24 protein-coding genes, 1 pseudogene and 1 riboswitch are annotated in these 25,506 nt (G+C 72.8%); of the genes and pseudogenes, 14 read left to right on the forward strand and 11 right to left on the reverse strand.

What is annotated here, in order from left to right:
- Positions 1-62 precede the first annotated feature (62 nt).
- From ACV530_RS15720 to ACV530_RS15730, 3 genes and pseudogenes are all read left to right on the forward strand, one after another.
- Positions 63-1,061, forward strand: a complete 999-nt coding sequence (locus tag ACV530_RS15720) for a FecCD family ABC transporter permease (RefSeq protein WP_494333076.1) — start codon at positions 63-65, stop codon at positions 1,059-1,061.
- Positions 1,058-2,111, forward strand: a pseudogene (locus tag ACV530_RS15725) (FecCD family ABC transporter permease). Before ACV530_RS15720 ends, ACV530_RS15725 begins: the two are co-directional and overlap by 4 nt.
- Positions 2,108-2,917 carry an ABC transporter ATP-binding protein gene (locus tag ACV530_RS15730; protein ID WP_494333077.1) on the forward strand — a complete coding sequence of 270 codons (810 nt, stop codon included), beginning with the start codon at positions 2,108-2,110 and terminating at the stop codon, positions 2,915-2,917. Before ACV530_RS15725 ends, ACV530_RS15730 begins: the two are co-directional and overlap by 4 nt.
- A gap of 367 nt (positions 2,918-3,284) precedes the next feature.
- On the opposite strand, the gene ACV530_RS15735 is transcribed toward ACV530_RS15730, so the two are convergent.
- A complete protein-coding gene (locus tag ACV530_RS15735) occupies positions 3,285-4,232 on the reverse strand; it encodes a hypothetical protein (RefSeq protein WP_494333078.1) in 948 nt (315 codons plus the stop codon).
- A gap of 107 nt (positions 4,233-4,339) precedes the next feature.
- Between ACV530_RS15735 and ACV530_RS15740 the strand changes: the two genes are divergently transcribed.
- Positions 4,340-6,805: a helicase-associated domain-containing protein gene (locus ACV530_RS15740; protein WP_494333079.1), complete on the forward strand. Its 2,466-nt coding sequence runs from the start codon at positions 4,340-4,342 to the stop codon at positions 6,803-6,805.
- An 11-nt stretch (positions 6,806-6,816) separates the two neighbouring features.
- Here ACV530_RS15740 and ACV530_RS15745 read toward each other — a convergent pair whose 3' ends face one another.
- On the reverse strand, positions 6,817-7,341 hold the full coding sequence (locus ACV530_RS15745) for a hypothetical protein (protein WP_494333080.1): 525 nt from the start codon (positions 7,339-7,341) through the stop codon (positions 6,817-6,819).
- Between the two features lie 168 nt (positions 7,342-7,509).
- Here ACV530_RS15745 and ACV530_RS15750 point away from each other — a divergent pair, with 168 nt between their 5' ends.
- The 3 genes from ACV530_RS15750 to ACV530_RS15760 all read left to right on the forward strand — a co-directional run bounded on the left by ACV530_RS15750 (position 7,510) and on the right by ACV530_RS15760 (position 9,928).
- Entirely contained in the window at positions 7,510-7,854 is a 345-nt protein-coding gene (locus ACV530_RS15750; protein ID WP_494333081.1) for a hypothetical protein, read from the forward strand.
- Between the two features lie 72 nt (positions 7,855-7,926).
- Positions 7,927-9,576, forward strand: coding sequence for a DNA repair helicase XPB (locus ACV530_RS15755; RefSeq protein WP_494333082.1), 1,650 nt, complete (start codon positions 7,927-7,929; stop codon positions 9,574-9,576).
- A 70-nt stretch (positions 9,577-9,646) separates the two neighbouring features.
- A complete protein-coding gene (locus ACV530_RS15760) occupies positions 9,647-9,928 on the forward strand; it encodes a type II toxin-antitoxin system RelE family toxin (protein WP_494333083.1) in 282 nt (93 codons plus the stop codon).
- 2 nt (positions 9,929-9,930) lie between these two features.
- Here the strand turns inward: ACV530_RS15760 and ACV530_RS15765 are convergent, their stop codons facing one another.
- Complete coding sequence (locus ACV530_RS15765; RefSeq protein ID WP_494333084.1) at positions 9,931-10,089, reverse strand: hypothetical protein; 159 nt, start codon at positions 10,087-10,089, stop codon at positions 9,931-9,933.
- Positions 10,090-10,373: 284 nt separating this feature from the next.
- On the opposite strand from ACV530_RS15765, the gene ACV530_RS15770 reads away from it, so the two are divergent.
- Positions 10,374-12,386, forward strand: a complete 2,013-nt coding sequence (locus ACV530_RS15770; protein WP_494333085.1) for a HelD family protein — start codon at positions 10,374-10,376, stop codon at positions 12,384-12,386.
- 258 nt (positions 12,387-12,644) lie between these two features.
- On the opposite strand, the gene ACV530_RS15775 is transcribed toward ACV530_RS15770, so the two are convergent.
- Positions 12,645-12,965, reverse strand: coding sequence for an ArsR/SmtB family transcription factor (locus ACV530_RS15775; protein ID WP_494333086.1), 321 nt, complete (start codon positions 12,963-12,965; stop codon positions 12,645-12,647).
- Positions 12,966-13,039: 74 nt separating this feature from the next.
- On the opposite strand from ACV530_RS15775, the gene ACV530_RS15780 reads away from it, so the two are divergent.
- Complete coding sequence (locus ACV530_RS15780) at positions 13,040-14,278, forward strand: MFS transporter (protein ID WP_494333087.1); 1,239 nt, start codon at positions 13,040-13,042, stop codon at positions 14,276-14,278.
- On the opposite strand, the gene ACV530_RS15785 is transcribed toward ACV530_RS15780, so the two are convergent.
- Positions 14,185-14,886 carry a copper homeostasis protein CutC gene (locus ACV530_RS15785; protein WP_494333088.1) on the reverse strand — a complete coding sequence of 234 codons (702 nt, stop codon included), beginning with the start codon at positions 14,884-14,886 and terminating at the stop codon, positions 14,185-14,187. The genes ACV530_RS15780 and ACV530_RS15785 overlap by 94 nt on opposite strands.
- A gap of 71 nt (positions 14,887-14,957) precedes the next feature.
- Between ACV530_RS15785 and ACV530_RS15790 the strand changes: the two genes are divergently transcribed.
- Positions 14,958-15,626, forward strand: a complete 669-nt coding sequence (locus ACV530_RS15790; RefSeq protein ID WP_494333089.1) for an HD domain-containing protein — start codon at positions 14,958-14,960, stop codon at positions 15,624-15,626.
- A 173-nt stretch (positions 15,627-15,799) separates the two neighbouring features.
- Here ACV530_RS15790 and ACV530_RS15795 read toward each other — a convergent pair whose 3' ends face one another.
- On the reverse strand, positions 15,800-16,102 hold the full coding sequence (locus ACV530_RS15795) for a DUF4031 domain-containing protein (protein ID WP_494333090.1): 303 nt from the start codon (positions 16,100-16,102) through the stop codon (positions 15,800-15,802).
- On the reverse strand, positions 16,099-16,461 hold the full coding sequence (locus ACV530_RS15800; protein WP_494333091.1) for a DUF8819 family protein: 363 nt from the start codon (positions 16,459-16,461) through the stop codon (positions 16,099-16,101). Before ACV530_RS15800 ends, ACV530_RS15795 begins: the two co-directional genes overlap by 4 nt.
- Positions 16,462-16,524: 63 nt before the next feature.
- Here ACV530_RS15800 and ACV530_RS15805 point away from each other — a divergent pair, with 63 nt between their 5' ends.
- From ACV530_RS15805 to ACV530_RS15815, 3 genes are read left to right on the forward strand one after another with little or no spacing between them, the layout of a single operon-like run.
- Positions 16,525-17,442, forward strand: a complete 918-nt coding sequence (locus tag ACV530_RS15805) for a MurR/RpiR family transcriptional regulator (protein WP_494333092.1) — start codon at positions 16,525-16,527, stop codon at positions 17,440-17,442.
- Positions 17,443-17,455: 13 nt separating this feature from the next.
- Positions 17,456-18,499 (forward strand): N-acetylmuramic acid 6-phosphate etherase, encoded by a 1,044-nt coding sequence (gene murQ, locus ACV530_RS15810; RefSeq protein WP_494333093.1) that lies wholly within the window; start codon positions 17,456-17,458, stop codon positions 18,497-18,499.
- Positions 18,418-19,791 carry a PTS transporter subunit EIIC gene (locus ACV530_RS15815; RefSeq protein WP_494333094.1) on the forward strand — a complete coding sequence of 458 codons (1,374 nt, stop codon included), beginning with the start codon at positions 18,418-18,420 and terminating at the stop codon, positions 19,789-19,791. Before murQ ends, ACV530_RS15815 begins: the two co-directional genes overlap by 82 nt.
- Positions 19,792-19,914: 123 nt before the next feature.
- Here the strand turns inward: ACV530_RS15815 and groL are convergent, their stop codons facing one another.
- From groL to thrC, 4 genes are all read right to left on the reverse strand, one after another.
- Positions 19,915-21,537, reverse strand: coding sequence for a chaperonin GroEL (groL, locus tag ACV530_RS15820; RefSeq protein ID WP_494333095.1), 1,623 nt, complete (start codon positions 21,535-21,537; stop codon positions 19,915-19,917).
- A 317-nt stretch (positions 21,538-21,854) separates the two neighbouring features.
- The gene (locus ACV530_RS15825; protein WP_005315736.1) at positions 21,855-22,058 is read right to left on the reverse strand and encodes a cold-shock protein; all 204 of its coding nucleotides are present in this window, start codon (positions 22,056-22,058) and stop codon (positions 21,855-21,857) included.
- Positions 22,059-22,474: 416 nt separating this feature from the next.
- A complete protein-coding gene (locus tag ACV530_RS15830) occupies positions 22,475-22,750 on the reverse strand; it encodes a MoaD/ThiS family protein (protein ID WP_494333096.1) in 276 nt (91 codons plus the stop codon).
- Between the two features lie 218 nt (positions 22,751-22,968).
- Positions 22,969-24,234: a threonine synthase gene (gene thrC / locus ACV530_RS15835; protein ID WP_494333097.1), complete on the reverse strand. Its 1,266-nt coding sequence runs from the start codon at positions 24,232-24,234 to the stop codon at positions 22,969-22,971.
- A gap of 17 nt (positions 24,235-24,251) precedes the next feature.
- Positions 24,252-24,393: riboswitch (SAM riboswitch) on the reverse strand.
- Between the two features lie 150 nt (positions 24,394-24,543).
- Here thrC and ACV530_RS15840 point away from each other — a divergent pair.
- Positions 24,544-25,491: a glucosyl-3-phosphoglycerate synthase gene (locus tag ACV530_RS15840; protein ID WP_494333098.1), complete on the forward strand. Its 948-nt coding sequence runs from the start codon at positions 24,544-24,546 to the stop codon at positions 25,489-25,491.
- The last annotated feature ends 15 nt before the right edge of the window (positions 25,492-25,506 follow it).

Here is a 25,506-nt window from a genome sequence, read left to right on the forward strand (position 1 = left end):
CACCTATGCTTAGGCTCACCTAACTCGTATGACTCGTACTGATCTATCGCGAAGTGAGAGCAATGCCCCACGCTTCTCGCCGCGTCGGGTGGACGGTGGCCGCTCTCGTCGCGCTGCTGGCCGCGGTGGTGCTCAGCCTCGCGGTCGGCAACCGGGTGATCGCCCCGGACCGGGTGGCCGACGCCCTCCTGCACGGCGGCAGTGGAACCGACGCCGACGTGGTGCGGTCGCTGCGGCTGCCGCGCACGATGCTCGGGCTGATGGTCGGCGCGGCCCTGGCCATGGCCGGGGTGGTGATGCAGGGCATCACCCGCAATCCGGTCGCCGATCCCGGCATCCTCGGCGTCAGCCACGGCGCGTCCGTGGGCGTGGTGCTGGCCATCGCCGTGGCGGGGGTGCACCGGCCCGCGGACTTCGTGTGGTTCGCCTTCGCAGGCGCGGCGGTCGCGGCCGCCGGCGTCCACGCCATCGCCGCGCGCGGCCGGGGCGGCGCCTCGCCGCTGCGGCTCGCGCTCGCCGGGGCGGCGGTCAACGCACTGCTGGTGTCCGTGATCAGCGGCGTCCTCACCACCAAGGCCTCCGCGCTGGAGGAGTTCCGGTTCTGGCAGATCGGCTCCCTCGCCGTCGACGACCCCGCGGTCGCCCGGCTGCTGTGGCCGTTCCTGCTCGTCGGCACCGTGCTGGTGCTCTCCGTCGCCCGCGGCCTGGACGCGCTCGCGCTCGGCGAGGACATCGCCCGCGGGCTGGGGCGCCATGTCGGGGCCGTACGGATCACCGGCTGGGCCGGTGCCACGGTCCTCACCGGCGTCGGGGTCGCCGCCGCCGGGCCGATCGCCTTCGTCGGCCTCGCGGTGCCGCACATCGCCCGGGCGCTCGTGGGCGGCTCCCACCGGCTGCTGCTGCCCGTGGCGGCCGTGCTCGGGCCGGTCGTGCTGCTGCTCGCCGACGTCGCCGGGCGGGTGATCTACGCCGACAGCGAGGTGCCGTCCGGCGTGATGACGGCCCTGATCGGGCTGCCGTTCCTGGTCACCCTGGCCCGGCGGAAGGCGGTCACCGCATGACGGTCCCCACGGGTTACGCGCTCCTGCGGGCCGGCCGCGGGTCCTTCCTCGTGCACCGGCGGGCCACGGTCGCCGCGCTGGGCCTCGCCCTGGCGCTGGCCGCGGTCTGCCTGGCATACCTGTGCGTCGGTACGCACGCCACGGCGCCGGGCGAAGCGCTGAAGGTCGTGTTCGGGCAGCCCTCGTCCGAGACGTTCACCGTCGGGACGCTCCGGCTGCCCCGGATGACGGTGGGCCTGCTGGTCGGCGCGGCCTTCGGGATCGCCGGGGCGCTGATCCAGACCGTCGCCCGCAACCCGCTGGCCAGCCCCGACGTCATCGGCGTCAGCCAGGGCGCGGGCGCGCTCACGGTCGGCGCGATGACCTTCGGCGTCACCTCGCCGGCCGTACTGCCATGGCTGTCGGTGTCCGGCGGGCTGCTGGCGGCCGTGCTCGTCCACGCCTTCGCCTGGCGGCGGGGGCTGCACGCGGGGCGTTTCGTGCTCGTCGGCATCGGCTTCGCGATCGCGCTGCGCGCGGTCACCCAGCTGTTCCTGACCAAGGGCGACTACCTGGTCGCCCAGCAGGCCAAGGTGTGGATGACCGGCTCGCTGAACAGCGCGGGCTGGGCCGCGGCCGGGCCCGTGGCGTGGACGCTGCTGCTGCTCGCCCCGTTCCTGTGCTGGGCGGCGAGGGCGCAGCGGACGGTGTCGATGGACGACGCCACGGCGACCGCGCTGGGCGTACGGCTGAACCGGGTGCGGCTCGGGCTGGTGGTGCTCGGCGTCGTCCTGGCCTCCGTCGCGACCGGCGCGGCGGGCCCGGTGGACTTCGTCGCCCTGCTCGCCCCGCAGATCGCCCGCCGGATCACCCGGACCGCGCAGATCCCGCTCCTGTGCTCGGCCCTGCTCGGCCCTGCTCGGCGCGCTGATCGTGGTCGCCGCGGATCTGCTCGGCCGCAAGCTCTTCGAACCGACGCAACTGCCGGTGGGGGTGCTGACGGCGGCCATCGGCGCGCCGTACCTCATCTGGCTGATCGCCCGTGGCCGCAGTGGAGGTGCCCCGGCATGACGACTGACACGACCGACAGCAGACTGCAGGCTCTCGGGCTGACCCTCGCCTACGAGCAGCGCACCGTGGTCGAGGGGCTCGACCTGGACGTCCCGGACGGTGCCGTCACGGTCGTCGTGGGCCCCAACGCGTGCGGCAAGTCGACGCTCCTGCGGTCGCTGGGGCGGCTGCTGAAGCCGGTGCGGGGTTCGGTGCTGCTGGACGGCGAGGAGATCGGCCGGATACCCACGCGCCGGCTCGCGCGGTCGCTGGGCCTGCTGCCGCAGACGCCCTCCGCCCCCGAGGCGATCACCGTCGCGGACTTGGTGGCCCGCGGCCGGCAGCCGCACCAGCGGTGGTGGCAGCAGTGGTCCGAGGCGGACGAACAGGCGGTCACCGAGGCCATGACCCGTACGGATGTCGCGGCGCTCGCGGACCGGGCGGTGGACGAACTGTCCGGCGGACAGCGGCAGCGCGTGTGGATCGCGATGGCCCTCGCGCAGGAGACGGACGTGCTGCTGCTGGACGAGCCGACGACGTATCTCGACATCGCGCACCAGGTGGAGGTGCTCGATCTGGTGCGGCGCCTCAACCATGAGCGGGGACGGACGGTGGTCGCGGTGCTGCACGACCTCAACCAGGCGGTCCGCTACGCGGATCATCTGGTGGCGATGAAGGACGGCCGGGTCGTGGCGCAGGGCGGCCCGTCGGAGATCGTCACGGCGGAGCTGGTGCGGGAGGTTTTCGGGCTGGAGGCGATGGTTGTCCCCGACCCGGTGACGGGAGGACCGCTGATCGTGCCGCTGTCGCCGTGGGCTCCGGTGTGAGGGGGTTGCCCCGGTCCCGCCCTCTCCCCGTCTCCCGTGCCCGCGCTGACGCGCGGCATCCGGGGGCTACGCCCCCTGGACCCCCGCAACGCGGCTCCGCCGCGTTGGTCCTCAAACGCCGGACGGGCTGGAATGTCGGGGCCGCCCTGGGCTTTCACGCTCACGCTGGATTTCGGCGCAAGCGCGGACCCCAGCAGCGCGGCGCGGACCCCAGCAGCACGGCACTCTCAAGCCCGGCCCGGCACTATCAAGCCCGTCCGGCGATTGAGGACGAGCGGCGAAGCCGCGACAGCGGGGTCCGGGGGCTGCGCCCCGGGAAACGGAGAAAGGGCGGGACCGGGGCACAAGCACCCCCACCCCACCCGCACTACCTCCGCGCCCGCCACAACACAAACAACGCCGACCCCACAGCCGCAACCCGCAACGCGACCGACCACGTGTCCACAACCGCCGGGCCCAGCTGGCCCTCCGGTATCGGCGCGCCCCAGCGCCCCTTCGTGCGGCCCCACAGCCAGACGATCCAGCCGGCGGCGACCAGGCCCGGCACGCCCATGACCGCCCACTTCGACTCGTTCTGCGAGAGCCTGCGGGTCACATAGGCGATGGCCCAGGCGCAGCCGATCACCATCCAGTTGCCCAGCACCGCGCCGACCAGCAGCACCACGACCACCAGCAGCAGCACCGCACTCATCGGATCGCCCTCGCCGGTGCGCAGCACGCCGACGCGGCGGCGGCCGGAGGGCTCCTCCTCGTAGCCCTCGTCACCCTCGTCGTCGTCCTCGCCCGCGCCCGGCGCGGCGTCCTGCGGCAGCCGCTCGATCGCGGGCTCGCCGCGCTGCGCGGGCGGCCTGAGCATCTCCGGGATCTCGATGCCGCCGGTGAAGCCGTGGACACGCTCGCCGGGTCCGGAAGGCACGGCCTCCACCCGCCACCAGTCGGCCGTCACGCCGCCCGGACCGCGCAGCTCCTCCTCGGTGGCCAGGTGCGGCGGCGCCCCCGCGTCGGGGAACCGCACCGGCTCGCCCTCACGGCGCGGCGCCGGCACGCGGCCCCCGGCCGCGTCCGCGGACAAGCCGGACGCCGTGGTTCCGCTCGCGTCGGCGACCGCCTCCGAGGGGGTGCCGAAGCCGTCGAGGATCCGCTGCACGGCCGCCGGGGTGTCGGCGCCCTCCGTCGCCCGGCGCCGCTCGATCTCCGTACGCAGCCGGGTCACCAGCCGCATCCGGTCGCCGGAGGTGAAGGCCTGCCGCTGGGCGATGTCACCGACCCGGCTCAAGTAGTCGTAGACCAGCTGGTCGCTCTCGATCCCCACCACGTCCCCCAGGTTCCCCACGGTCCCCCAGCACGTTGTCGTCTCCCCGACGGTACCCGCTCCCGCTCACGGCGGCGGGCGGTACGCGCCGACCCGGTACCGTAAGCAGAATGACCAGTTCGCGGGAGAGCAGGGACACCGGCAGCAGGGAGACCGGCGGCACCGGCGGAGCCCCGCGCACACTCGCCGAGGAGCTGCGCGCACGCCCCGACGACGCCCTGGCCGGTCTGCTGCGGGCCCGCCCCGACCTGCTGAACCCGGTGCCGGGCGACCTCACCCAGCTCGCCACCCGCGCCGCCACCCGCGCCTCCGTGGTCCGCGCCCTGGACCACCTGGACCGCTTCGCGCTCGAGGTCGCCGAGGCCCTCGCCGTGGCCCCCGACCCCTGCCCGTACGGGACGCTCGCCGCGCTCATGACCGGCCGGGAGCAGCCTGCTGGGAAGGGCGAGACGGGCGACCCGGCCGTCGCCCGCGAACTGCCGCGCGCCGTCGCCACCCTGCGCACCCAGGCCCTCGTCTGGGGCGGCGAGGACCGGCTGCGCCTGGTGCGCACGGTGCGCGAGCTGCTGGCCCCCACCCCCGCCCGCCCGTCGCCCACCGGGCTCGGCCCCACCGCCGGCGAGGCCGCGGCCGGCATGTCGCCCGGCCGGCTCCAGGAACTCCTGGCCACCGCGGGCCTGCCCGCCACCCACGACCCCGTGTCGGCCGCCACCGCCCTGACCGGGCTGTTCGAGGACCGTACGCGGATGGCCGCCCTGCTCGACGGGGCACCCGCCGAGGCGGTGGACGTCCTCGACCGGCTGGTCTGGGGACCGCCGTACGGCACCGTCACCGCCGACCCAGCACCGCACCTGCGCTGGCTGCTCGACCGCGGCCTGCTGCTGCCCACCGCGCCCGGCGCCGTGGTGCTCCCCCGCGAGGCCGCCCTGCACCTGCGCGCCGGACGGGCGCACCGCGAGACCCACCCCGTCCCGCCCGGACTCGCGCCCGTCACCGAGCACTCCGGGTCCGTCGTGGACGCCACCGGCGCGGGACAGGCGTTCACCGCGCTGACGACCGTCGAGGAACTCCTCACGGCCTGGGAGACCGACGGCCCCCTCGTCCTGCGCGCGGGCGGCCTGAGCGTACGCGACCTCAAGCGCGCCGCCGCCCTCCTGGACACCACCGAGCGGACGGCCGCCTTCTGGGCCGAACTCGCCCTCGCCGCGGGCCTGCTGGCCTCCGACGGCGAGGTCGACGAGCGCTACGCCCCCACCCCCGCCTACGACGACTGGCTCGAACTGCCCCCCGAACAGCGCTGGTCGCGCCTCGCGGCCGCCTGGCTCACCGCCACCCGCACCCCGGGCCTGACCGGCACCAAGGACGCCAAGGGCCGTGCGCTCTCCGCCCTCGGCCCCGACCTCGACCGGGCCCCCGCCCCCGAGGTGCGCCGCCGGCTCCTGGCCCTGCTCGCCGGGCTGCCGCCGGGCTCCTCCGTCCCCACCGACGCCCTGCTCGAGCGGCTGCGCTGGGAACGCCCCACCGGGCACGAGCAGTTGCGTGCCCACCTCGCGCGGTGGGCCCTGACCGAGGCCGAGCTCCTCGGCGTCACCGGCCGGGGCGCGCTGGCCGCCCACGGCCGCGCGCTGCTCGAGGGCCGCTCCCCCGCCGCCGTGCTCGCGCCCCTGCTCCCCGAGCCCCTGGACCACGTGCTGCTCCAGGCCGACCTCACCGCCGTCGCCCCCGGCCCGCTGCGCCGCCCGCTCGCGCAGGTCCTCGGCGTCCTGGCCGACGTCGAGTCCAAGGGCGGCGCCACCGTCTACCGGTTCGGCCCCGAGTCCGTGCGCCGCGCGCTGGACGCGGGCCGTACGGCCGCCGAACTCAAGGCCTTCCTCGCCGAGCACTCCCGTACGCCCGTGCCGCAGCCGCTCGACTACCTCGTCGACGACGTGGCCCGCCGCCACGGCCGGCTGCGGGTCGGCGCCGCCTCCTCGTACCTGCGCTGCGACGACGACGCCGTGCTCACCGAGATCCTCGCCGACCGCCGCTCGGCCCCGCTGCTGCTGCGCCGCCTCGCCCCCACCGTGCTCGCCGCCCAGGCCGCGCCCGACGAACTGCTCGCGGGCCTGCGGGCGATGGGGTACGCCCCGGCGGCCGAGTCCGCCGAGGGCGATGTGGTGATCGCCCGCGCCGATGTGCGGCGCACCCCGCCGCGCAGCGCCCCGGCGCCCGTGCCGGAGGGCCCGCCCGTCCCCGACGCGACCCTCCTCGGCGCGGCCGTGCGGGCCGTCCGCGCGGGCGACCTCGCGGCGACCGCCGAGCGCAAGCCGGCCGCGGCGCCCGCCCGGTCCGGCAGCGGGCTGCCGCGCACCACCTCCGCCGAGACCCTGGCGACCATGCAGGCGGCGGTCCTCACCGGCGCCGCGGTGTGGATCGGCTACGTCAACGCCGACGGCGCCGCGAGCCAGCGCGTGATCGCCCCGGTCCGGGTGGAGGGCGGCTTCGTCACGGCGTACGACCACACCGCGGACGAGGTACGGACGTACCCGCTGCACCGCATCACGGGCGTCGCGGAACTCGCCGACGAAACCGCCTAGTCCACGCCGATCTAGTCCGCGCCGATCTCCAGCTGCGACCCGCCGGAGGCGTCCCGCACGCCCTCCGCCAGGCACTGGGTCACGAGCCCGGCCGGAATGTTCACCACCTCCCGCCGGGCCGGCAGGCCCCGGTAGCGGCCCTCGACGACCTCGCCGTAGAGGTCGACGAGGTTGCTCCCGCCGGCGCGGACGGCGGTGCCGGTGCGGTAGACGATCACCGAGCGGCGCCCGTCCGCCCACTGCACGACCTCCCGGCCGTGCGGGCTGCTGAGGGTCAGGCACGAGGCATCCGCCTCGCCCTCGAGCATCCCGACGGCCGGGGACGCCTCGCCGGGGGCGCCGGTGCAGACGTAGTCGGCCCGGGCGTGGATCGTGGTCGGCCGGTCCAGGAGCGACAGCCCCGGGTCGTACACCGTGCGCTCGTGCCCCGAGCACGTCACGCCCCCCTCCGCCGACGCGGCCGGCCCCCAGGCCAGCGACGAACCGACCAGCGCCAGCGAGCTCAGCACCACCGCGACACCGCGCTTACCGAACATGCACACCCTCCCGAGAAGCCATTGATTCCGGCCCCTGGCTACCCCACGGAAACGCCTCTCCCACCCGGCCCCCGCAGCACGCCGGGCCGTCGGCGCCCCGGGCGTGCGCACCCCGGCGCACGGCTGCGCGGCCGTGTCCCCGAGGCAACGATTCCGGTTGGCCCCGGCATGCCGAAGACCCAGCGCACCCTCACCGTCCTCGCCGTCCTGGCCGCTGCCCTCGCACCTGCCGCCGGCCCGGCCTTCGCCGACTCCGCCGAGCACGCCGTGATCGTCAAACACACCGCGACGGACCCCGCGCCCAAGGCCGGCCGGACCGCCGTCGTCGCCACCGCCCGCTGCCCGCAGAAGACCCACCTCACCGGAGGCGGCTTCGACACCGGCCATGCCAAGGGCGCCACGCTCCTCTACAGCCGCCCCACGGACGACGGGAAGGGCTGGACCGCCGCCGTCTCCGCCACCGGCAAGGAAGCGGTCGGCGTCACGGCCTATGCGGTGTGCGAAAGCGAATAGGAGCGAACAGGCCGTCCCACTTCCGCCCGCGATGCGCGACACTTGGAGTTTGGCCACTTCGAAAGGGCGGGCGTGAACGGATCCCTCATCGTCCAGTCGGACAAGACTCTGCTGCTCGAGGTCGACCACGAGCGGGCCGACGAGTGCCGTCGTGCCATCGCCCCGTTCGCGGAGCTGGAGCGCGCACCCGAGCACATCCACACCTACCGGATCACTCCGCTCGGCCTGTGGAACGCCCGGGCCGCCGGGCACGACGCCGAGCAGGTCGTGGACGCCCTGGTCACCCACTCCCGCTACCCCGTGCCGCACGCCCTGCTCGTCGACATCGCCGAGACCATGGACCGCTACGGGCGGCTGCGGCTCGTCAAGCACCCCACGCACGGGCTGGTCCTGGAGTCCACCGACCGGCCGGTGCTGGAGGAGGTGCTCCGGTCGAAGAAGATCAAGCCGCTGGTCGGCGAGCGCATCGACGAGGACACCGTCGCCGTCCACCCCTCCGAGCGCGGCCAGATCAAGCAGACCCTGCTCCGGCTCGGCTGGCCCGCCGAGGACCTCGCGGGCTACGTCGACGGCGAGGCCCACCCCATAGAGCTGCGCGAGGAGGGCTGGACGCTGCGCCCCTACCAGCGGCAGGCGGTGGAGGGCTTCTGGCACGGCGGCTCGGGCGTGGTCGTGCTGCCGTGCGGCGCGGGCAAGACGCTCGTCGGCGCGGGCGCGATGGCACAGGCGAAGGCGACCACGCTGATCCTGGTGACCAACACCGTCTCCGCCCGGCAGTGGAAGCACGAGCTCGTACGGCGCACGTCCCTGACCGAGGACGAGATCGGCGAGTACAGCGGCACGAAGAAGGAGATCCGCCCGGTCACCATCGCCACCTACCAGGTGCTGACGACCAAGCGGAAGGGCATCTACCCGCACCTCGAGCTCTTCGACTCCCGCGACTGGGGCCTGGTCGTCTACGACGAGGTGCACCTGCTGCCCGCGCCCGTCTTCAAGTTCACCGCCGACCTCCAGGCACGCCGCCGCCTCGGGCTGACCGCGACCCTGGTGCGCGAGGACGGCCGCGAGTCGGACGTGTTCTCGCTCATCGGGCCCAAGCGGTTCGACGCGCCCTGGAAGGAGATCGAGGCACAGGGCTATATCGCTCCGGCCGACTGTGTCGAGGTGCGCGTCAATCTGACGGACGGCGAGCGGCTGGCCTACGCGACGGCCGAGCCGGAGGAGAAGTACCGCTACTGCGCCACCACCGACTCCAAGCGCAAGGTCACGGAGGCGCTGGTGCGCCGGCACCAGGGCGAGCAGACCCTGGTCATCGGCCAGTACATCGACCAACTCGACGAGCTCGGCGAGCACTTGGGGGCGCCGGTCATCAAGGGCGAGACGACCAACGCGCAGCGCGAGAAGCTCTTCGACGCGTTCCGTGAGGGCGAGATCTCCGTGCTGGTGGTGTCGAAGGTCGCCAACTTCTCCATCGACCTGCCGGAGGCGACCGTCGCCATCCAGGTGTCGGGCACGTTCGGCTCGCGCCAGGAGGAGGCCCAGCGCCTGGGCCGGGTGCTGCGGCCGAAGGCCGACGGGCACGAGGCGCGCTTCTACTCCGTCGTCGCGCGCGACACGGTCGACCAGGACTTCGCGGCGCACCGCCAGCGGTTCCTGGCGGAGCAGGGGTACGCGTACCGGATCATGGACGCGGACGAGCTGTTGACAGACGAGGACGCGTAACGGCGGCCCCAGCCCGATTCCGGCTCGGTACGCTGGTCGTCGATGTACGGCCACGGCTAGGAGAGCGATCATGCCCCACCAGGACATCTACGAGGTTCTGTACACCGAGCCGGCAGCGCGTGACCGCGATCGCCTCGACCCTGTGCGCCGGGCCTCGTTCGACAAGGCAGTCGAGATTCTGGCGCGTGATCCTTACACGGAGGTCTCCCGGCCCATCGGCGCGGGCGAGCAGGACCGCGAAATCCGCCTCACCTCACAGATCGTGGCGGAGTACATGGTGTCGCGTGGGCGTCTGCTGCTGGTGGTACTGCGGATCTTCGACGACGCGGACGTCCTCTTCGTGGAGGACTGAACTCAGCGCCTGACGTGTGCCTCCTCGGCGAACTGGCCGAGGAGGACGACGCTCACGGCCGCACCCGCGAAGACCTTGATCGCGCGGATGGCGTTGCCGAATGCGTGGGCGGTGCCGCTCTCGGCGGCCTGGACGTCTGAGGTGACTGCTGCGGTAGCCATGTCTCCATGATGGATTCCGCGGGCCCGCCTGACATCGGCCTGCCGATGTAAACGGGCGGGCCCGGCCGTACGACTCCAGGATCATCCGGCCCCCTACGGGAGTCGGACCCCGACCCTGAGAGCCTCCCCCGGGCGCGCGATAAATCATTCGCGCGCCCCCGCTCCGCTGACTAGACTCGCGCGTCTGCCCGCCTCCCGTACCGCTCACCGGGAGCGCCGCCGCCCGGTCGGAAACCGGCCGGCCCCTCGCTCGTCCCACCGCACGTACGCCTGGAGGCAGCACCATGTCCGCGTCCGACCCGCTCTCCCGCGAGCGCGCCCATCTCGCCGAGTCCCGCACCGCGTTGCGCGCGATGCGCGCCGACGTCGAGGCACTCGACATCAAGGACGTCGCCGCGAACTGGGTCAACGCCGCCGTGCTCAGGAACCAGATCGAGCAGCGCATCATCGCCCTCGCGGACCTCGCGGACACCCCGCTGTTCTTCGGACGCCTCGACTATGTGCAGCGGGAGCGCTTCTACATCGGCCGCCGGCACGTCCACGACGCCGCGGGCGACCCCATGGTCATCGACTGGCGCGCCCCCGTCTCGCAGCCGTTCTACCGGGCCTCGAAGAAGGACCCGATGAGCGTCACGATGCGGCGCCGCTTCGGTTACACCGGCGGCGAGTTGACGGCGTACGAGGACGAGGACCTGACCGATTCCTCCAGCGGCGAGCAGGCGAGCAAGCTGCTCCAGTCGGAGATCGAGCGCCCGCGCGTCGGCCCGATGCGCGACATCGTCGCCACGATCCAGCCGGAGCAGGACCAGATCGTCCGGTCCGGGATCGGCGGCACGGTGTGCGTCCAGGGTGCGCCGGGCACCGGGAAGACGGCGGTCGGCCTGCACCGGGTCGCGTACCTCCTCTACGCGCACCGCGAGCGGCTCGCGCGCACGGGCACGCTGGTGATCGGCCCGAACCGGTCCTTCCTGCACTACATCGAGCAGGTCCTGCCCGCGCTCGGCGAGTTGAACGTCGCCCAGGCCACGGTCGACGACCTGGTGGCCCATGTCGAGGTGCGCGGCACCGACTCCGCGGCCGCGGCCCGGATCAAGGGCGACGCCCGCATGGCGGAGGTCCTGCGGCGCGCGGTGCGGTCGGGGGTGACGATGCCGGCGGAGCCGTTGGTCGTGGTGCGCGGCTCGCGCCGCTGGCGCGTTCCGGCGTACGAAGTCGAGGAGCTTGTACAGGAGTTGCTCGACCGTGACATCCGCTACGGCGCGGCCCGCGACGCCCTGCCGCAGCGCATCGCGCACGCGGTGCTGCTGCGGATGGAGCAGGCGGGCGAGGCGCCGGACGACCGCGTGCAGGACGCGGTGGCCCGCAACCCCGCGGTGAAGGCGGCCGTCAAGGCCGCCTGGCCGCCGGTCGACCCGGCGAAGCTGGTGCTGCGGCTGCTGTCCGACGCGGAGTTTCTCGCGGAGCACGCGGAGGGGGTGCTCTCCGCGGAGGAGCAGGCGGAGATCCTGTGGCCGAAGCCGGGCCGCGGCGTACGGACCGCCAAGTGGAGTGCGGCGGACGCGGTGTTGGTGGACGAGGCGAACGATCTCGTCTCCCGTACGCCCTCGTTGGGGCACGTCGTCCTCGACGAGGCGCAGGACCTCTCACCCATGCAGTACCGGGCCGTGGGGCGCCGGTGCAGTACGGGCTCGGCGACCATCCTCGGCGACATCGCCCAGGGCACGACGCCCTGGGCCACGCCGGACTGGCGGGAGGCGCTCCTCCACCTCGGCAAGCCGGAGGCGACGGTGGAGGAGCTGACGCAGGGCTTCCGCGTGCCGCGCCAGGTCATCGCGTACGCCTCGCGGCTGCTGCCGGCCATCGCCCCCGGCCTCACGGAGGCCACGTCGATCCGCGAGTCGGCGGGCGACTTCCGCGTACGGGAGGTCGCCGCGTCCGGGCTGGACGCGGCCGTGGTGGCCGCCTGCGGGGACGCGTTGGCGCGCGAGGGGTCGACCGGCCTGATCGCGGCGGACGGGCGCGTGCCCGTGCTCGCGGCGGCGCTGGACGCGGCGGGCCTGCGGTACGTGTCCCCCGGCGAGGAGACCACGGCCGACGCCCGTCTCACGCTCGTGCCGGCCACCCTGGCGAAGGGCCTCGAGTACGACCACGTCGTCCTCGACGAGCCGTCGGCGGTCGTCGCCGCCGAGCCGGACGAACGCACGGGGCTGCGCCGCCTGTACGTGGCGCTCACGCGGGCGGTGTCGGGGCTGGCGATCGTGCATGCCGCTCCGCTGCCGGATCAGCTGGCGGGGTAGGGGTCGCGCCCCGGCCCCACCCTCTCGCCGTCTCCCGGGGCTCCGCCCCCGGACCCCGTTTCGGGGGCTGCGCCCCCTGGCCCCCGAAACCGCGCTCCGCGCGGTTGTCCTCAATCGCCGGACGGGCTGAATTTTCGCGCGGCCTGGCACCATCAAGCCCGTCCGGCGATTGAGGACGAGCGGCGAAGCCGCGACAAGCGGGGTCCGGGGGCGGAGCCCCGGGAGACGGCGAGAGGGTGGGGCCGGGGCACAACCCCCTTACCCACCCAGCGACTTCATCAGCACATCCACCAACCCCGGGAACCGCCCCTCCAACTCCTCCCGCCGCAGCGACACATACCGGTTCCGCCCGACGGCCCGCGTCGTCGTGATCCCCGCCTCCCGCATCACCCGCATATGGTGCGACGCCGTCGACTTGTGCAGATGTCCCACGCCGAGCTCGTCGGACGAGCAGTGGTACTCACCACCCCGCGCGTACACGCCGAACAGTCCCAGCCGCACCGGATCCCCCAGCGCACCCAGCACCTTCACCAGCTCGATGTCCTCGACATCCGGCTGTGGCAGCCGTTCACCATCCACTGTTTGACACCTATCCAACAATCTCTATTGTTTGACGTGCATCCAACATTACCGAAGACCCGGAAGGGACATCCGTGCGTCTGCGCCTGCTCCTGCTCGCCCTCGGCACCTTCGCCATGGGCACCGACTCCATGGTCATGGCGGGGATCCTCGACGGGATCGCCCGCGACATGGACGTCTCCGTCTCGGCCGCGGGCCAGGCGGTCACCGTGTTCGCGCTCGCGTACGCGCTTCTCGCGCCCGTACTCGCCGCGCTGACGGCCCGCTGGCCGCGCCGCACACTGCTGCTCACCGCGCTCGCGGTGTTCACGGCGGCCAACGCGCTGACCGCCGTCGCCCCCGACTACCCCACCCTGCTCGCCACCCGCGTGCTCGCCGCCGCCGGGGCCGCGCTCTACACCCCGACCGCGAACGCGGTAGCCGTCGGCCTCGTGCCGCCGGAGCGGCGCGGACGGGCCATCGCCACCGTGCTCGGCGGCATGACCGTGGCCACCGCACTCGGCGTCCCGCTCGGCGCCTGGATCGGCCGCACCGACTGGCGCTGGACGATGTGGCTCGTCGTGGCACTCGGCACCGCCGCGTTCATCGGACTCGCCGCCCTGCTGCGCGGACTGCCCGCCACGGCCACCGCGCCCGGCCTCCGCGAGCGCCTCGCACCCCTGCGAGACCGCCGCGTCGTCGGCGCGGCCGCCACGACGTTCGTCTTCTTCCTCGCCTTCAACACCGTCTACATCTATCTGGCCACCGCCGTCCGCCCGGCAACGGGCGGCGACCAGAACCAGCTCAGCCTGGTCCTGCTGGTGTACGGCGTCGCCTCGGTCGCGGGCAGCTGGCTCGGCGGCCGGGCGGTCGACCGGGCCGGGGTGCGCGCGGTCCTGATCACCGGCGGCACGACCGTGGCACTCGCCTTCGCCGCGCTGCCCTGGCTGTCGCGGACGATGCCGGGCACGCTCGTCTACAGCGTGGTCACCCCGGTCGTCGGCTGGGCCGTCGGCGTCGCCCTCCCGCACCGGCTGGCCTCCATCGACCCGCCGAGCGCACCGCTGCTCATCTCCCTCAACAGCAGCGCGCTCTACCTCGGCATCGCCGCGGCCGGCGGCACCGGCAGCCTGGCCATCGCGCTGTTCGGCGCGCACTGGTTCCCGCTCGCGGGAGCGGTGCTCGCGGTGGCGTCCGTCGTCATCGCGCGGGCGACGACCGCCCGCACCACCACTCCCGCCTACGCCGCGTCGAGCGCCTCGCGCCAGACCCGTACGGCCGCCGCGTCGACCGGCGAGTCCCAGCCCGCGGGACGCGCCGCGCCGCCGATGTGAAAGGCATCGATGCCCGCGGCCCGCAGCACCGGCACGTGCTTGAGCTTCAGCCCGCCGCCGGCCATGATCCGCGGCTCGTACCCCGGTTCGTCGCCCCGGCCCGCCTCGGCCAGCAGCGTGGCCAGGCCGTCGTCAACGCCGGACGCGGAGCCGGCCGTGAGGTAGGTGTCCAGCCCCGGCTGGTCCGCGAGCTGCTTGCGGAGCGCGTCGCGGTCGGCGGCCCGGTCGATGGCGCGGTGGAACGTCCACCGCGCCCGCGGCCCGAGCACATCGGTCAGCGCGGCCACGGCCGGCAGGTCCGCCCGGCCGTCCTCGGCCAGGAAGCCGAGGACGAACTCCCGCGCCCCCTCGGCACGCAGCGCCCGCGCGTCCGCGCACAGCGCGGCCAGCGCCGCGGCACCGCCGACGGCGAACCCGTCCGCCGCGCGCAGCATCACACGCACCGGGATGTCGACGGCGTCCCGGACCGCCACGAAGGTCGCCAGAGCCGGGGTGAGGCCGTCGGAGGCCATGTCACTGACCAGCTCGAGCCGGTCCGCCCCGCCGGCCTGCGCGGCCACCGCGTCCTCGGGGCCCAGCGCGATCACTTCGAGAATTGGTCTAGACATGTAGCACAGAGTGCCACATCGGTGTCCCTTACAGAAAGCCGTGCCACACCATCGGCGTACACAATTGGCCTATGGCAGTCACGCCCGAACACCCGGCACCCGAACACCCGGCGGCCCCCGCCCTGCGCGCCCGCTGGGCCGAGGCGATCGCACAGGCCCGCGCCGAGGACCCCGACGGGCGGTACGCGGACAACCTCCTCGCCCGCTGGTCGGAACCGCAGCGGCACTACCACACCCCCACCCACCTGGCCGCCGTCCTGGACCGCGTCGACGAGCTGGCCGGCCACGCCGAGGACGCCACCGCCGTACGCCTCGCCGCCTGGTTCCACGACGTCGTCTACCTCCCCGAGCGCTCGGAGAACGAGGAGCGCAGCGCCCGCCTCGCCGAGCGCGCCCTGCCGGAGCTGGGGGTCGGCGAGGCCCGTACCGCCGAGGTCGCCCGCCTCGTCCGCCTCACCGTCACCCACGACCCCGCCCCGGGCGACCGCAACGGCGAGGTCCTGTGCGACGCGGACCTCGCCGTGCTCGGCGGCGGTCCCCAGGACTACGCGGCCTACGCGGCAGCCGTCCGCCAGGAGTACGGCTTCGTGCCCGACGCCGCCTTCCGCGCCGGCCGCGCGGATATCCTGCGCCAACTCCTGGTCCTGCCCCGCCTGTTCCGCACCCCGCGAGGTCAGGAGCTCTGGGAACGCACCGCCCGCCGCAATCTCGCGGCGGAGCTGGAGCTGCTCTCCGTCTGACGGGCACGGGAGCGGGCCGGCCCGCGCGCGGAGGAGTCGGCGGGGGTCAACAGGCCGAGGATCGCGGCGGTTCCGAGGGTCATGACAGCGATACGGCGCATGAAATACCTCTTATCCGGTCATCGGTGCTGGCACATCACGGCTGCCCGGCACCTGACGCGACATGCGCGACGTCACTCGTACGAGGACGGCCGAAACGGTCCCTCGGTGTGATGTACGAAGCCCTTGGGCCGGCGCAGTCCCGCGCTCCGCAACAACCGCACCAGCTCCCGGCTGTTGGCCTCGATCGCGCCCTGCCGCACCACGTCCGCGTACGAGGTCTCCGGCACGTCGTAGTGGTCGCGGTCGAAGGCCCGGGCGGGCAGGCCGAGCCGGGCCGCGAAGGCGTGCAGCTCCTCGAAGCCCGTGTCGCTGATCAGGTGGGACCACATCCGGCCGTGACCGGGCCAGGTCGGCGGGTCGACGTAGAGCGTCACGCGCGCCGCACCGACGCCAGCGAGCCCACCGGCGCCACCAGCACCGCCTGCTTGGCGCACGCCCAGTGCGGATCCGGCCCCAGCTCGGGCTCGACCTCGAGCGCGTGCAGGTCGCCGGACTCGGCGCACACAGGACACAGCGGCCAGCGGCCGTACCGGTCGAGCAGCGCGTCCTGGACGTCCTGGGCCACCAGCCCGGCCAGGTACTCGGCGCCTTCGGGCCACTGCTCGACCCACCACCGCCGCCCCGCGACCGCGTCCTCGACGAGCGACACGACATCCGCCTCGGCCACATCACCGGCCGCCAGATCGGCGAGAACGAGTGCCCGCGCCGCGTGCAGTGCCTGTTCGAGCTCCATGCGTGCCATTGTCCGGGACGCGGACGCTTGACGGCACATCGGGCCGAAAATACCTTTCGGAGGGTGAGCAGCAAACTGAAAGAAACTTTCACCGTCGCTCCACCCGCCCCCACGGCCCTGGCCGCCAAGGTCCGCACCCTCGCCCCCACGATGACCCGCTCCATGCAGCGCGTCGCCGACGCCGTGGTGGGCGACCCGGCGGGCTCGGCCGCGCTCACCGTCACCGGACTCGCGGAGCGCACCGGCACCAGCGAGGCCACCGTCGTGCGCACCGCCCGCGTCCTCGGCTACCCCGGCTACCGCGACCTGCGGCTCGCCCTCGCCGCCCTCGCGGCCGAACAGGCCGCGGGCCGGGCGCCCGCCGTCACCGCCGACATCGCGGTGGACGACCCGCTCGCCCACGTCGTCGCCAAGCTCGCCCGGGAAGAGGCCCAGTGCCTCGCCGACACCGCCGCCGGGCTCGACACCGCCCAGCTGGAGTCGGCCGTCGCCGCGCTCGCCACCGCCCGGCGCATCGACGTGTACGGCATCGGGGCCTCCAACCTCGTCGGCCAGGACCTCGTCCAGAAGCTGCTCCGCATCGGCCTGATCGCCCACGCGCCCGCCGACCCCCACCTGGCCGTCACCAACGCGGTCCAGCTCCGCGCCGGGGACGTGGCGATCGCCATCACCCACTCCGGGCGCACCACCGACGTCATCGAACCGCTGCGGGTCGCCTTCGAGCACGGCGCCACCACGGTCGCCGTCACCGGCCGCCCGGACGCCGAGATCGCCCAGTACGCCGACCATGTGCTCACCACCTCCTCGGCCCGCGAGAGCGAGCTGCGCCCGGCGGCGATGTCCAGCCGCACCAGCCAACTCCTCGTCGTGGACTGCCTGTTCATCGGCGTCGCCCAGCACACGTACGCGACCGCCGCCCCCGCCCTGTCCGCCACCTACGAGGCACTCGCCCACCGCCACGACCCGCGCGCCAACCGGTGAAGGGCTCCTCGCCATGACATCGACCGCCGCCTTCGCCGCACTCCGCGCCCAGCTCGCCGCGCTGACCACCGAGGAGTTCCGTCCCGACCTCGCGGACATCGACCGGCTGCCCACCCGCGCCATCGCCGGCATCATGAACGCCGACGACGCCACCGTCGCCGCCGCCGTCGGCGCCCAACTCCCGCGGATAGCCGAGGCCATCGACGCCACGGCCGCCCGGATGGCACGCGGCGGACGGCTGGTCTACGCGGGCGCGGGCACCGCCGGACGGCTCGGGGTGCTGGACGCCAGCGAATGCCCGCCGACGTTCAACACCGGCCCCGGCCAGGTGGTCGGGCTCGTCGCGGGCGGGCCCGCCGCCCTGGTCACGGCCGTCGAAGGAGCCGAGGACGACGAGGAGTCGGCCGCCGCGGACCTGGACGCCCTGCGGATCGGGCCCGACGACACCGTCGTCGGCATCTCCGCCTCGGGCCGCACGCCCTACGCCCTCGGCGCTGTCCGGCACGCCCGCCGCGCCGGGGCGCTCACCATCGGGCTGGCCTGCAACGCCTCCTCGGCCCTCGGGGCCGCCGCCGAGCATGCCATCGAGGTCGTCGTCGGCCCCGAACTCCTCACCGGATCCACCCGGTTGAAGGCGGGCACCGCCCAGAAGCTCGTCCTCAACATGCTCTCGACCATCACCATGATCCGGCTCGGCAAGACCTACGGAAACCTGATGGTCGACGTCCGGGCCACCAACGACAAACTGCGCGCACGCTCCCTGCACATCGTCTCGCTCGCCACCGGCGCCTCCGACACGGAGGCCGGGGCCGCGCTGGGCGAGACCGGCGGAGAGGTGAAGAACGCCATCCTCGTCCTCCTCGGCGGGGTCGACGGCCCCACCGCCGCCCGCCTGCTGGAAGAGTCCGGCGGTCACCTGCGCGCGGCACTCGACCTCGTCCGAGGCCACCCGGAACCCCCACCAGGCAAGGCGCCATGGCACCAGACACCATCACCACCGACCTCCTCCCCCTCCTCGGCGGACCCGGGAACATCGCCACCGTCACCGCCTGCATGACCCGTCTGCGCCTGACCGTCCACGACCGCGCGCTGGTCCGGGACGCCGGACTACGGGCGCTGCCAGGGGTCTTGGGCGTCGTCGAGGACGGCCCGTCCTACCAGATCGTCCTCGGTCCGGGCACCGCCGCCCGCGCCGCCGCCGAGCTGGAGCCCCTGCTCCTCGCCGACCGGGGCGCACACATCCGCACCACCCAACAGGCCCGCAACTCCACCCCGTTGAAACACATGCTGCGCCGCATCGCGCAGATCTTCATCCCCCTGATCCCGGCCCTCATCGGCTGCGGCCTCATCGCGGGCCTGGCAGGCCTGAACCCGGCCCCTTCCCTCACCCCTGCCCTCATCGCCGTCTCCTCCGGCTTCATGTCCCTGATCGCCGTGTTCGTCGGCTACAACACCGCCAAGGAGTTCGGCGGGACCCCGGTGCTGGGCGGTGCCGTCGCGGCCGTCGTCATGTACCCGGGTGTGAGCCGCGTGCACGCCTTCGGCGTCCCCCTGTCCCCCGGCCAGGGCGGGGTCATCGGCGCACTGTGCGCGGCGCTGCTGGCCGTGGGTGTGGAGCGTACCTGCCGCCGTGTGGTCCCCACCGCCCTCGACACCCTGCTCACCCCGGCCCTCACGGTCCTGCTCCCCGGCCTCGCCACCGTCTACGGCCTGATGTACGCGGCCGGTGAACTCTCCGCCGCCATCGGCCACTTCACCGGCTGGCTGCTCACGCACGGCGGCGCCGTCACGGGCTTCGTGCTCGGGGGGCTGTTCCTGCCGCTGGTGATGCTGGGCCTGCACCAGGCCCTGATCCCCATCCACACCACCCTCATCGCCGAACAGGGCTACACGGTCCTGCTCCCCCTCCTCTCCATGGCGGGCGCGGGCCAGGTGGGCGCCGCCCTCGCCGTGCACGTCCGGCTCCCCTCGGTACGCGGGGTGGTCCGCTCCGCCCTCCCGGCGGGCCTGCTGGGCATCGGCGAGCCGCTCATCTACGGCGTCTCCCTGCCGCTGGGCCGCCCGTTCGCCACCGCCTGCGTCGGCGGCGCGTTCGCGGGCGGCTTCGTCGGCCTGCTGGGCCAACTGGGCCACCAGGTGGGCACCACAGCCATCGGCCCCTCCGGCTGGGCCCTGTTCCCCCTCCTGCGGGGCAACCACGGCGGCCTGCCGCAGGCAGCGGCCGTGTACGGCGGGGGCTTGCTGGTGGGCTACGGGGTCGGCTTCGCCGCGACGTATCTGTTCGGGTTCACATCCAGCCCGCTGGACAACTCCAGCGCGGGCGCGAAATCCAGCCCGTCCGGCGTTTGAGGACACGCGGCGAAGCCGCGTTCGGGGTCCGGGGCGGAGCCCCGGAAAACGCCCGAGGGCGGCACCCCCAGCAGGGGTACCGCCCTCGGTACATGTCCGATGGACGCTGAGCCGCGAAGCGACTCAGAAGTCCATCTCACCACCCGGCATGCCACCCGGAGCAGCCGCAGCGGCCTTCTCCGGCTTGTCGGCAATGACAGCCTCGGTCGTGAGGAACAGCGCCGCGATGGACGCGGCGTTCTGCAGCGCGGAGCGCGTCACCTTCGCCGGGTCGATGATGCCCTCGGCGATCATGTCGACGTACTCGCCGGTCGCGGCGTTCAGGCCGTGGCCGACGGCCAGGTTGCGCACCTTCTCCACGATGACGCCACCCTCGAGGCCGGCGTTCACGGAGATCTGCTTGAGCGGGGCCTCCAGGGCCAGCTTCACAGCGGCGGCACCAGTGGCCTCGTCACCCTCGAGGTCCAGCTTCTCGAAGACCGAGGAAGCCTGCAGCAGGGCCACGCCACCACCGGCGACGATGCCCTCCTCGACGGCGGCCTTCGCGTTGCGGACGGCGTCCTCGATGCGGTGCTTGCGCTCCTTGAGCTCCACCTCGGTCGCGGCACCGGCCTTGATGACGGCCACGCCGCCGGCCAGCTTCGCCAGACGCTCCTGCAGCTTCTCGCGGTCGTAGTCGGAGTCGCTGTTCTCGATCTCGGCGCGGATCTGGTTGACGCGGCCCTGGACCTGCTCGCTGTCACCGGCACCGTCGACGATGGTCGTCTCGTCCTTGGTGATGACGACCTTGCGGGCGCGGCCGAGCAGGTCGAGACCGGCGTTCTCCAGCTTGAGGCCGACCTCCTCGGAGATGACCGTGCCACCGGTGAGGATGGCGATGTCGCCCAGCATGGCCTTGCGGCGGTCGCCGAAGCCCGGGGCCTTGACGGCGACGGACTTGAAGGTGCCGCGGATCTTGTTGACGACCAGCGTGGACAGGGCCTCGCCCTCGACGTCCTCGGCGATGATCAGCAGCGGCTTGCCGGACTGCATGACCTTCTCCAGCAGCGGAAGGAGGTCCTTCACCGCGGAGACCTTGGAGTTGACGATGAGGATGTAGGGGTCCTCGAGGGACGCCTCCATGCGCTCCATGTCGGTCGCGAAGTACGCCGAGATGTAGCCCTTGTCGAAGCGCATACCCTCGGTGAGCTCAAGCTCCAGACCGAAGGTCTGGGACTCCTCGACGGTGATGACGCCTTCCTTGCCGACCTTGTCCATGGCCTCGGCGATCAGCTCGCCGATCTGGGTGTCGGCGGCGGAGATGGAGGCGGTGGAGGCGATCTGCTCCTTGGTCTCCACGTCCTTGGCCTGCTCGAGCAGCGAGGCGGAGACGGCCTCGACGGCCTTCTCGATGCCGCGCTTCAGGGCCATCGGGTTGGCGCCGGCGGCAACGTTGCGCAGGCCCTCGCGGACCAGCGCCTGGGCGAGGACGGTCGCGGTCGTCGTGCCGTCACCGGCGACGTCGTCCGTCTTCTTCGCGACCTCCTTGACCAGCTCGGCGCCGATCTTCTCGTACGGGTCCTCGAGCTCGATCTCCTTGGCGATGGACACACCATCGTTGGTGATCGTGGGGGCGCCCCACTTCTTCTCGAGGACGACGTTGCGGCCCTTGGGGCCGAGGGTGACCTTGACGGCGTCGGCGAGCTGGTTCATCCCGCGCTCGAGACCGCGCCGTGCCTCCTCGTCGAACGCGATGATCTTGGCCATGTGAAGTGGTCCTCCCGGACTGGGGTGGATTGCTCCGGACCGCACCGGCGCCCGCGACGGACGGCCCACGGGCCCGGCGGTTCCTTGCCCCGCCCGACTCGCCGACCTCACCGACGGTCCAAATCTGTCACTCTCACTGGGAGAGTGCTAAGCCCAATGATTAGCACTCGGCCCCACCGAGTGCAAGCGACTCAGGGATATCCGGGGCCGGAATCAGGGCTCCGCCGGGGATGCGAGCGGGCATGCGAAGGGCCCGTACCCACGAGGTACGGGCCCTTCGCACAAATCGGATGACCGGGTGGTCGATGCGTCGCGGGTCAGACGGCCAGCTTCACCATGTCCGCCTGAGGCCCCTTCTGGCCCTGCGAGATCTCGAACTCGACCCGCTGCCCTTCCTCGAGGGTGCGGTAACCGTCCATCTGGATCGCGCTGTAGTGGACGAAAACATCCGCACCACCGTCGACCGCGATGAAGCCGTACCCCTTCTCCGCGTTGAACCACTTGACGGTGCCCTGAGCCATGCCTAACTCCCCTATTACTGGCCCTTGCACAGGACCGCACTTCGCGGGCCCGGGTCAGACCTCACCCCCGACAGGTGGGGGTGTGCGCCGGAACGCGTCGACCGCGGCTGAATGTATCTGCACGGATGCCGTCTGCAACAGGTCAGAAGGACGAGAAATCGGAGGGTGGCCGATCGGAAAGATTGGGTGAACTGCGGATGTTCCAGGGCAAGTCGGACCGGACACACCCCAACCAACCCGACAATTAACGCGCATATTTCCTGCGCAACTTGACGGGTTCTCATATGCGTTCGGCACTGACACCGGAGGGGGAACGGCCCAACTGTATCGCGGTTCAACAGACGGAATCGCCCCGTCCGGTTCCGGACGGGGCGATTGCCGTGTCGCACTGGGCAGTTGTGAAGAAGGGGAAAAAGTCAGCCGCCCGCGACGGCCGGGATGATCGAGACGCCTGCGCCGTCCGGCGTCGCCGCTTCGAGGCCGCCCTCGAAGCGGACGTCGTCGTCGTTGACGTAGACATTCACGAACCGGCGCAGCCGGCCGCCCTCATCGAGGACACGGGCGGCGATGCCGGGGTGGTTGTGCTCGAGCGACGCGATCACCTCACCGAGGGTGGCCCCGTCGGCGGAAACCTCCGCCTGGCCGGAGGTGTAAGTGCGGAGGATGGTGGGAATGCGGACTGTCACGCTCATGGGGTTGTTCGCCTTTCGGGTGGTGGGTGGTTGCTGTGGGCAGAGGGTGCCCCGGTCCCGCCCTTTCACCGTTTCCTCCGGGGCTCCGCCCCGGACCCCGAAACCGGGCTGAATTCCAGCCCGGCCGGCGTTTGAGGCCGAGCGGCGAAGCCGCGACAAGCGGGGTCTGGGGCGCAGCCCCAGGAAACGGCGAAAGGGCGGGGCCGGGGCACAAACCCTTAGAGCCCCGCGGAGCGAAACGCGTCCAGCGACGGGCGGATCGTCGCCGTCGGCCCCGCCGCCACCGCGTCAAGCGTCTTGAGACCGTCGCCCGTGTTCAGCACGACCGTGGTCAGCCCCGGATCCAGCGCACCGGAGTCGATCAGCTTGCGGGTGACCCCGACCGTCACCCCGCCCGCGGTCTCCGCGAAGATCCCCTCCGTACGGGCCAACACCCGGATCGCGTCCACCACTTCCGCGTCCGTCACATCCTCGACGGCCCCGCCCGTCCTCCGGGCGATGTCGAGGACGTACGGCCCGTCCGCCGGATTGCCGATCGCGAGCGACTTGGCGATCGTGTCCGGCCGCACCGGCCGCACCACGTCATGGCCGTCCTTGAACGCCCGCGACACCGGCGAGCACCCCTCCGCCTGCGCACCGAAGATCCGGTACGGGCGGTCCTCGACCAGCCCGAGCGCGATCAGCTCCCGCAACCCCTTGTCGACCTTCGTCAGTTGCGACCCGGAGGCGACGGGAACCACGATCTGGTCCGGCAGCCGCCACCCCAGCTGCTCGCAGATCTCGTACGCCAGGGTCTTCGACCCCTCCCCGTAGTACGGGCGGAGGTTGACGTTGACGAACCCCCACCCCTCACCCGCCGGATCCCCGATCAGCTCGGAGCAGAAGCGGTTCACGTCGTCGTACGTGCCCTCGATGCCGACGAGGTCGCCGCCGTAGACCGCGGCCATGACGACCTTGCCCGTCTCGAGGTCGTGCGGGATGAACACGCACGACCGCAGCCCCGCCCGCGCCGCCGCGGCACCCACCGCACCGGCCAGGTTGCCCGTCGACGAGCAGGACAGCGTCGTGAAGCCGAAGGCACGTGCCGCCTCGACGGCGATCGCGACGACACGGTCCTTGAAGGAATGCGTCGGGTTGCCGGAGTCGTCCTTGACGAACAGCTCACCCGTGACGCCCAGTTCGCGGGCGAGGTTGTCGGCCTTGACCAGCTTGGTGAAGCCGGGGTTGAGGTTCGGCCGGTCCGCGACGTCCTCGGGGACGGGCAGCAGCGGGGCATAGCGCCAGATGTTCGGCGGACCGGACTCGATCCGGCGCCGCAGCGCCTCAGGGTCACCGCCCGGCAGTTCGTACGCCACCTCGAGCGGACCGAAGCAGGCGACACAGGCGAAGACCGGCCCGAGAGCGACGCGCTCGCCGCACTCGCGGCAGGAGAGCGCGACGGCGGGACCGAAAGAAGTAACGCGTTCAACGGCTTGCACAGCCATGGAGGCGAGGCCCTTTCTCCTCATCTTCCCCGTGGCGAACCTCGCCACGAGACGGAATTGGCACCTTCCCCGCCGGGAGCCTCGCGTTCGAGAACGAGACCGGCTGGAGGGTTGCCGGGGCTTCAACGGGCCGTGTCCCTCTGCCCCTCTGGATGAGCGGTATGGCCCGGGCATGGCCCGGGCGTTTGTGCGCGCGACGACCCCGACATACGGGAGCCGTCCGCGTTGTTCAAGACTGTAACCGAAGGCCCCGGCCCGAGAGAGGGCCGTCCGTAACGCGAGATGCATCACAAACAAGGAGTCGTGCACGTGCTGGAAGAGGTGGAACGCTGGCTGTCCCGGCGGTCCTGGTCGGCGGCCGACCGCCCGCTCGACCGGCTGCTCGCCGCCAAGCGGGACACCGGGACCACGGTCAGCGTGGTGCTGCCCGCGCTGAACGAGGAGGCGACGGTCGGCGAGATCGCCGCCACGATCCGCCGCGAGCTGATGACCCGGGCCGTGCCGCTGGTGGACGAGCTGGTGGTGCTGGACTCCGGCTCCACGGACCGTACGTCCGAGGTCGCGGCGGCGGCCGGGGCGCGCGTCGTGCACCGGGACAGCGTGCTGCCGCGGCTGCCCGCGATGCCCGGCAAGGGCGAGGTGCTGTGGCGGTCGCTGCTGGTGACGACCGGCGACATCGTGTGCTTCATCGACGCCGACCTGCGCGAATTCTCGGCGTCCTTCGTCTCGGGGATCATCGGCCCGCTGCTGACCGACCCGGACGTCGCCTTCGTCAAGGGCATGTACGACCGTCCGCTCGGCACGACGGCGGGCCAGGGCGGCCGGGTGACCGAGCTGGTGGCCCGCCCGCTGCTGAACCTGCACTGGCCGCAGCTGGCCGGCTTCGTCCAGCCGCTGGGCGGCGAGTACGCGGCGCGACGCGACCTGCTGGAGCGGCTGCCGTTCCCCGTCGGCTACGGCGTCGAGCTCGGGCTGCTGGTGGACGCACTGCACACGGTGGGCCTGGACGCGATGGCCCAGGTGGACGTGGGCGTACGCAAGCACCGCCATCAGGACGGCCTGGCCCTCGGCCGGATGGCCGCCGCGATCTACCGCACCGCACAGCTGCGGCTGGCCCGCGCGCCCCTGGTACGGCCGGTGCTCACGCAATTCGAGCGCACGGCGGAGGGCTTCGTTCCGCGCATCTATGCAGTGGACACCGAGGAACGCCCCCCCATGGCGGACATCCCCGAGTACGCGCGGCACCGCGCGGCGTAAGCGTACGTTTGCGCG

Source organism: Streptomyces sp. SX-6, assembly GCF_059089585.1.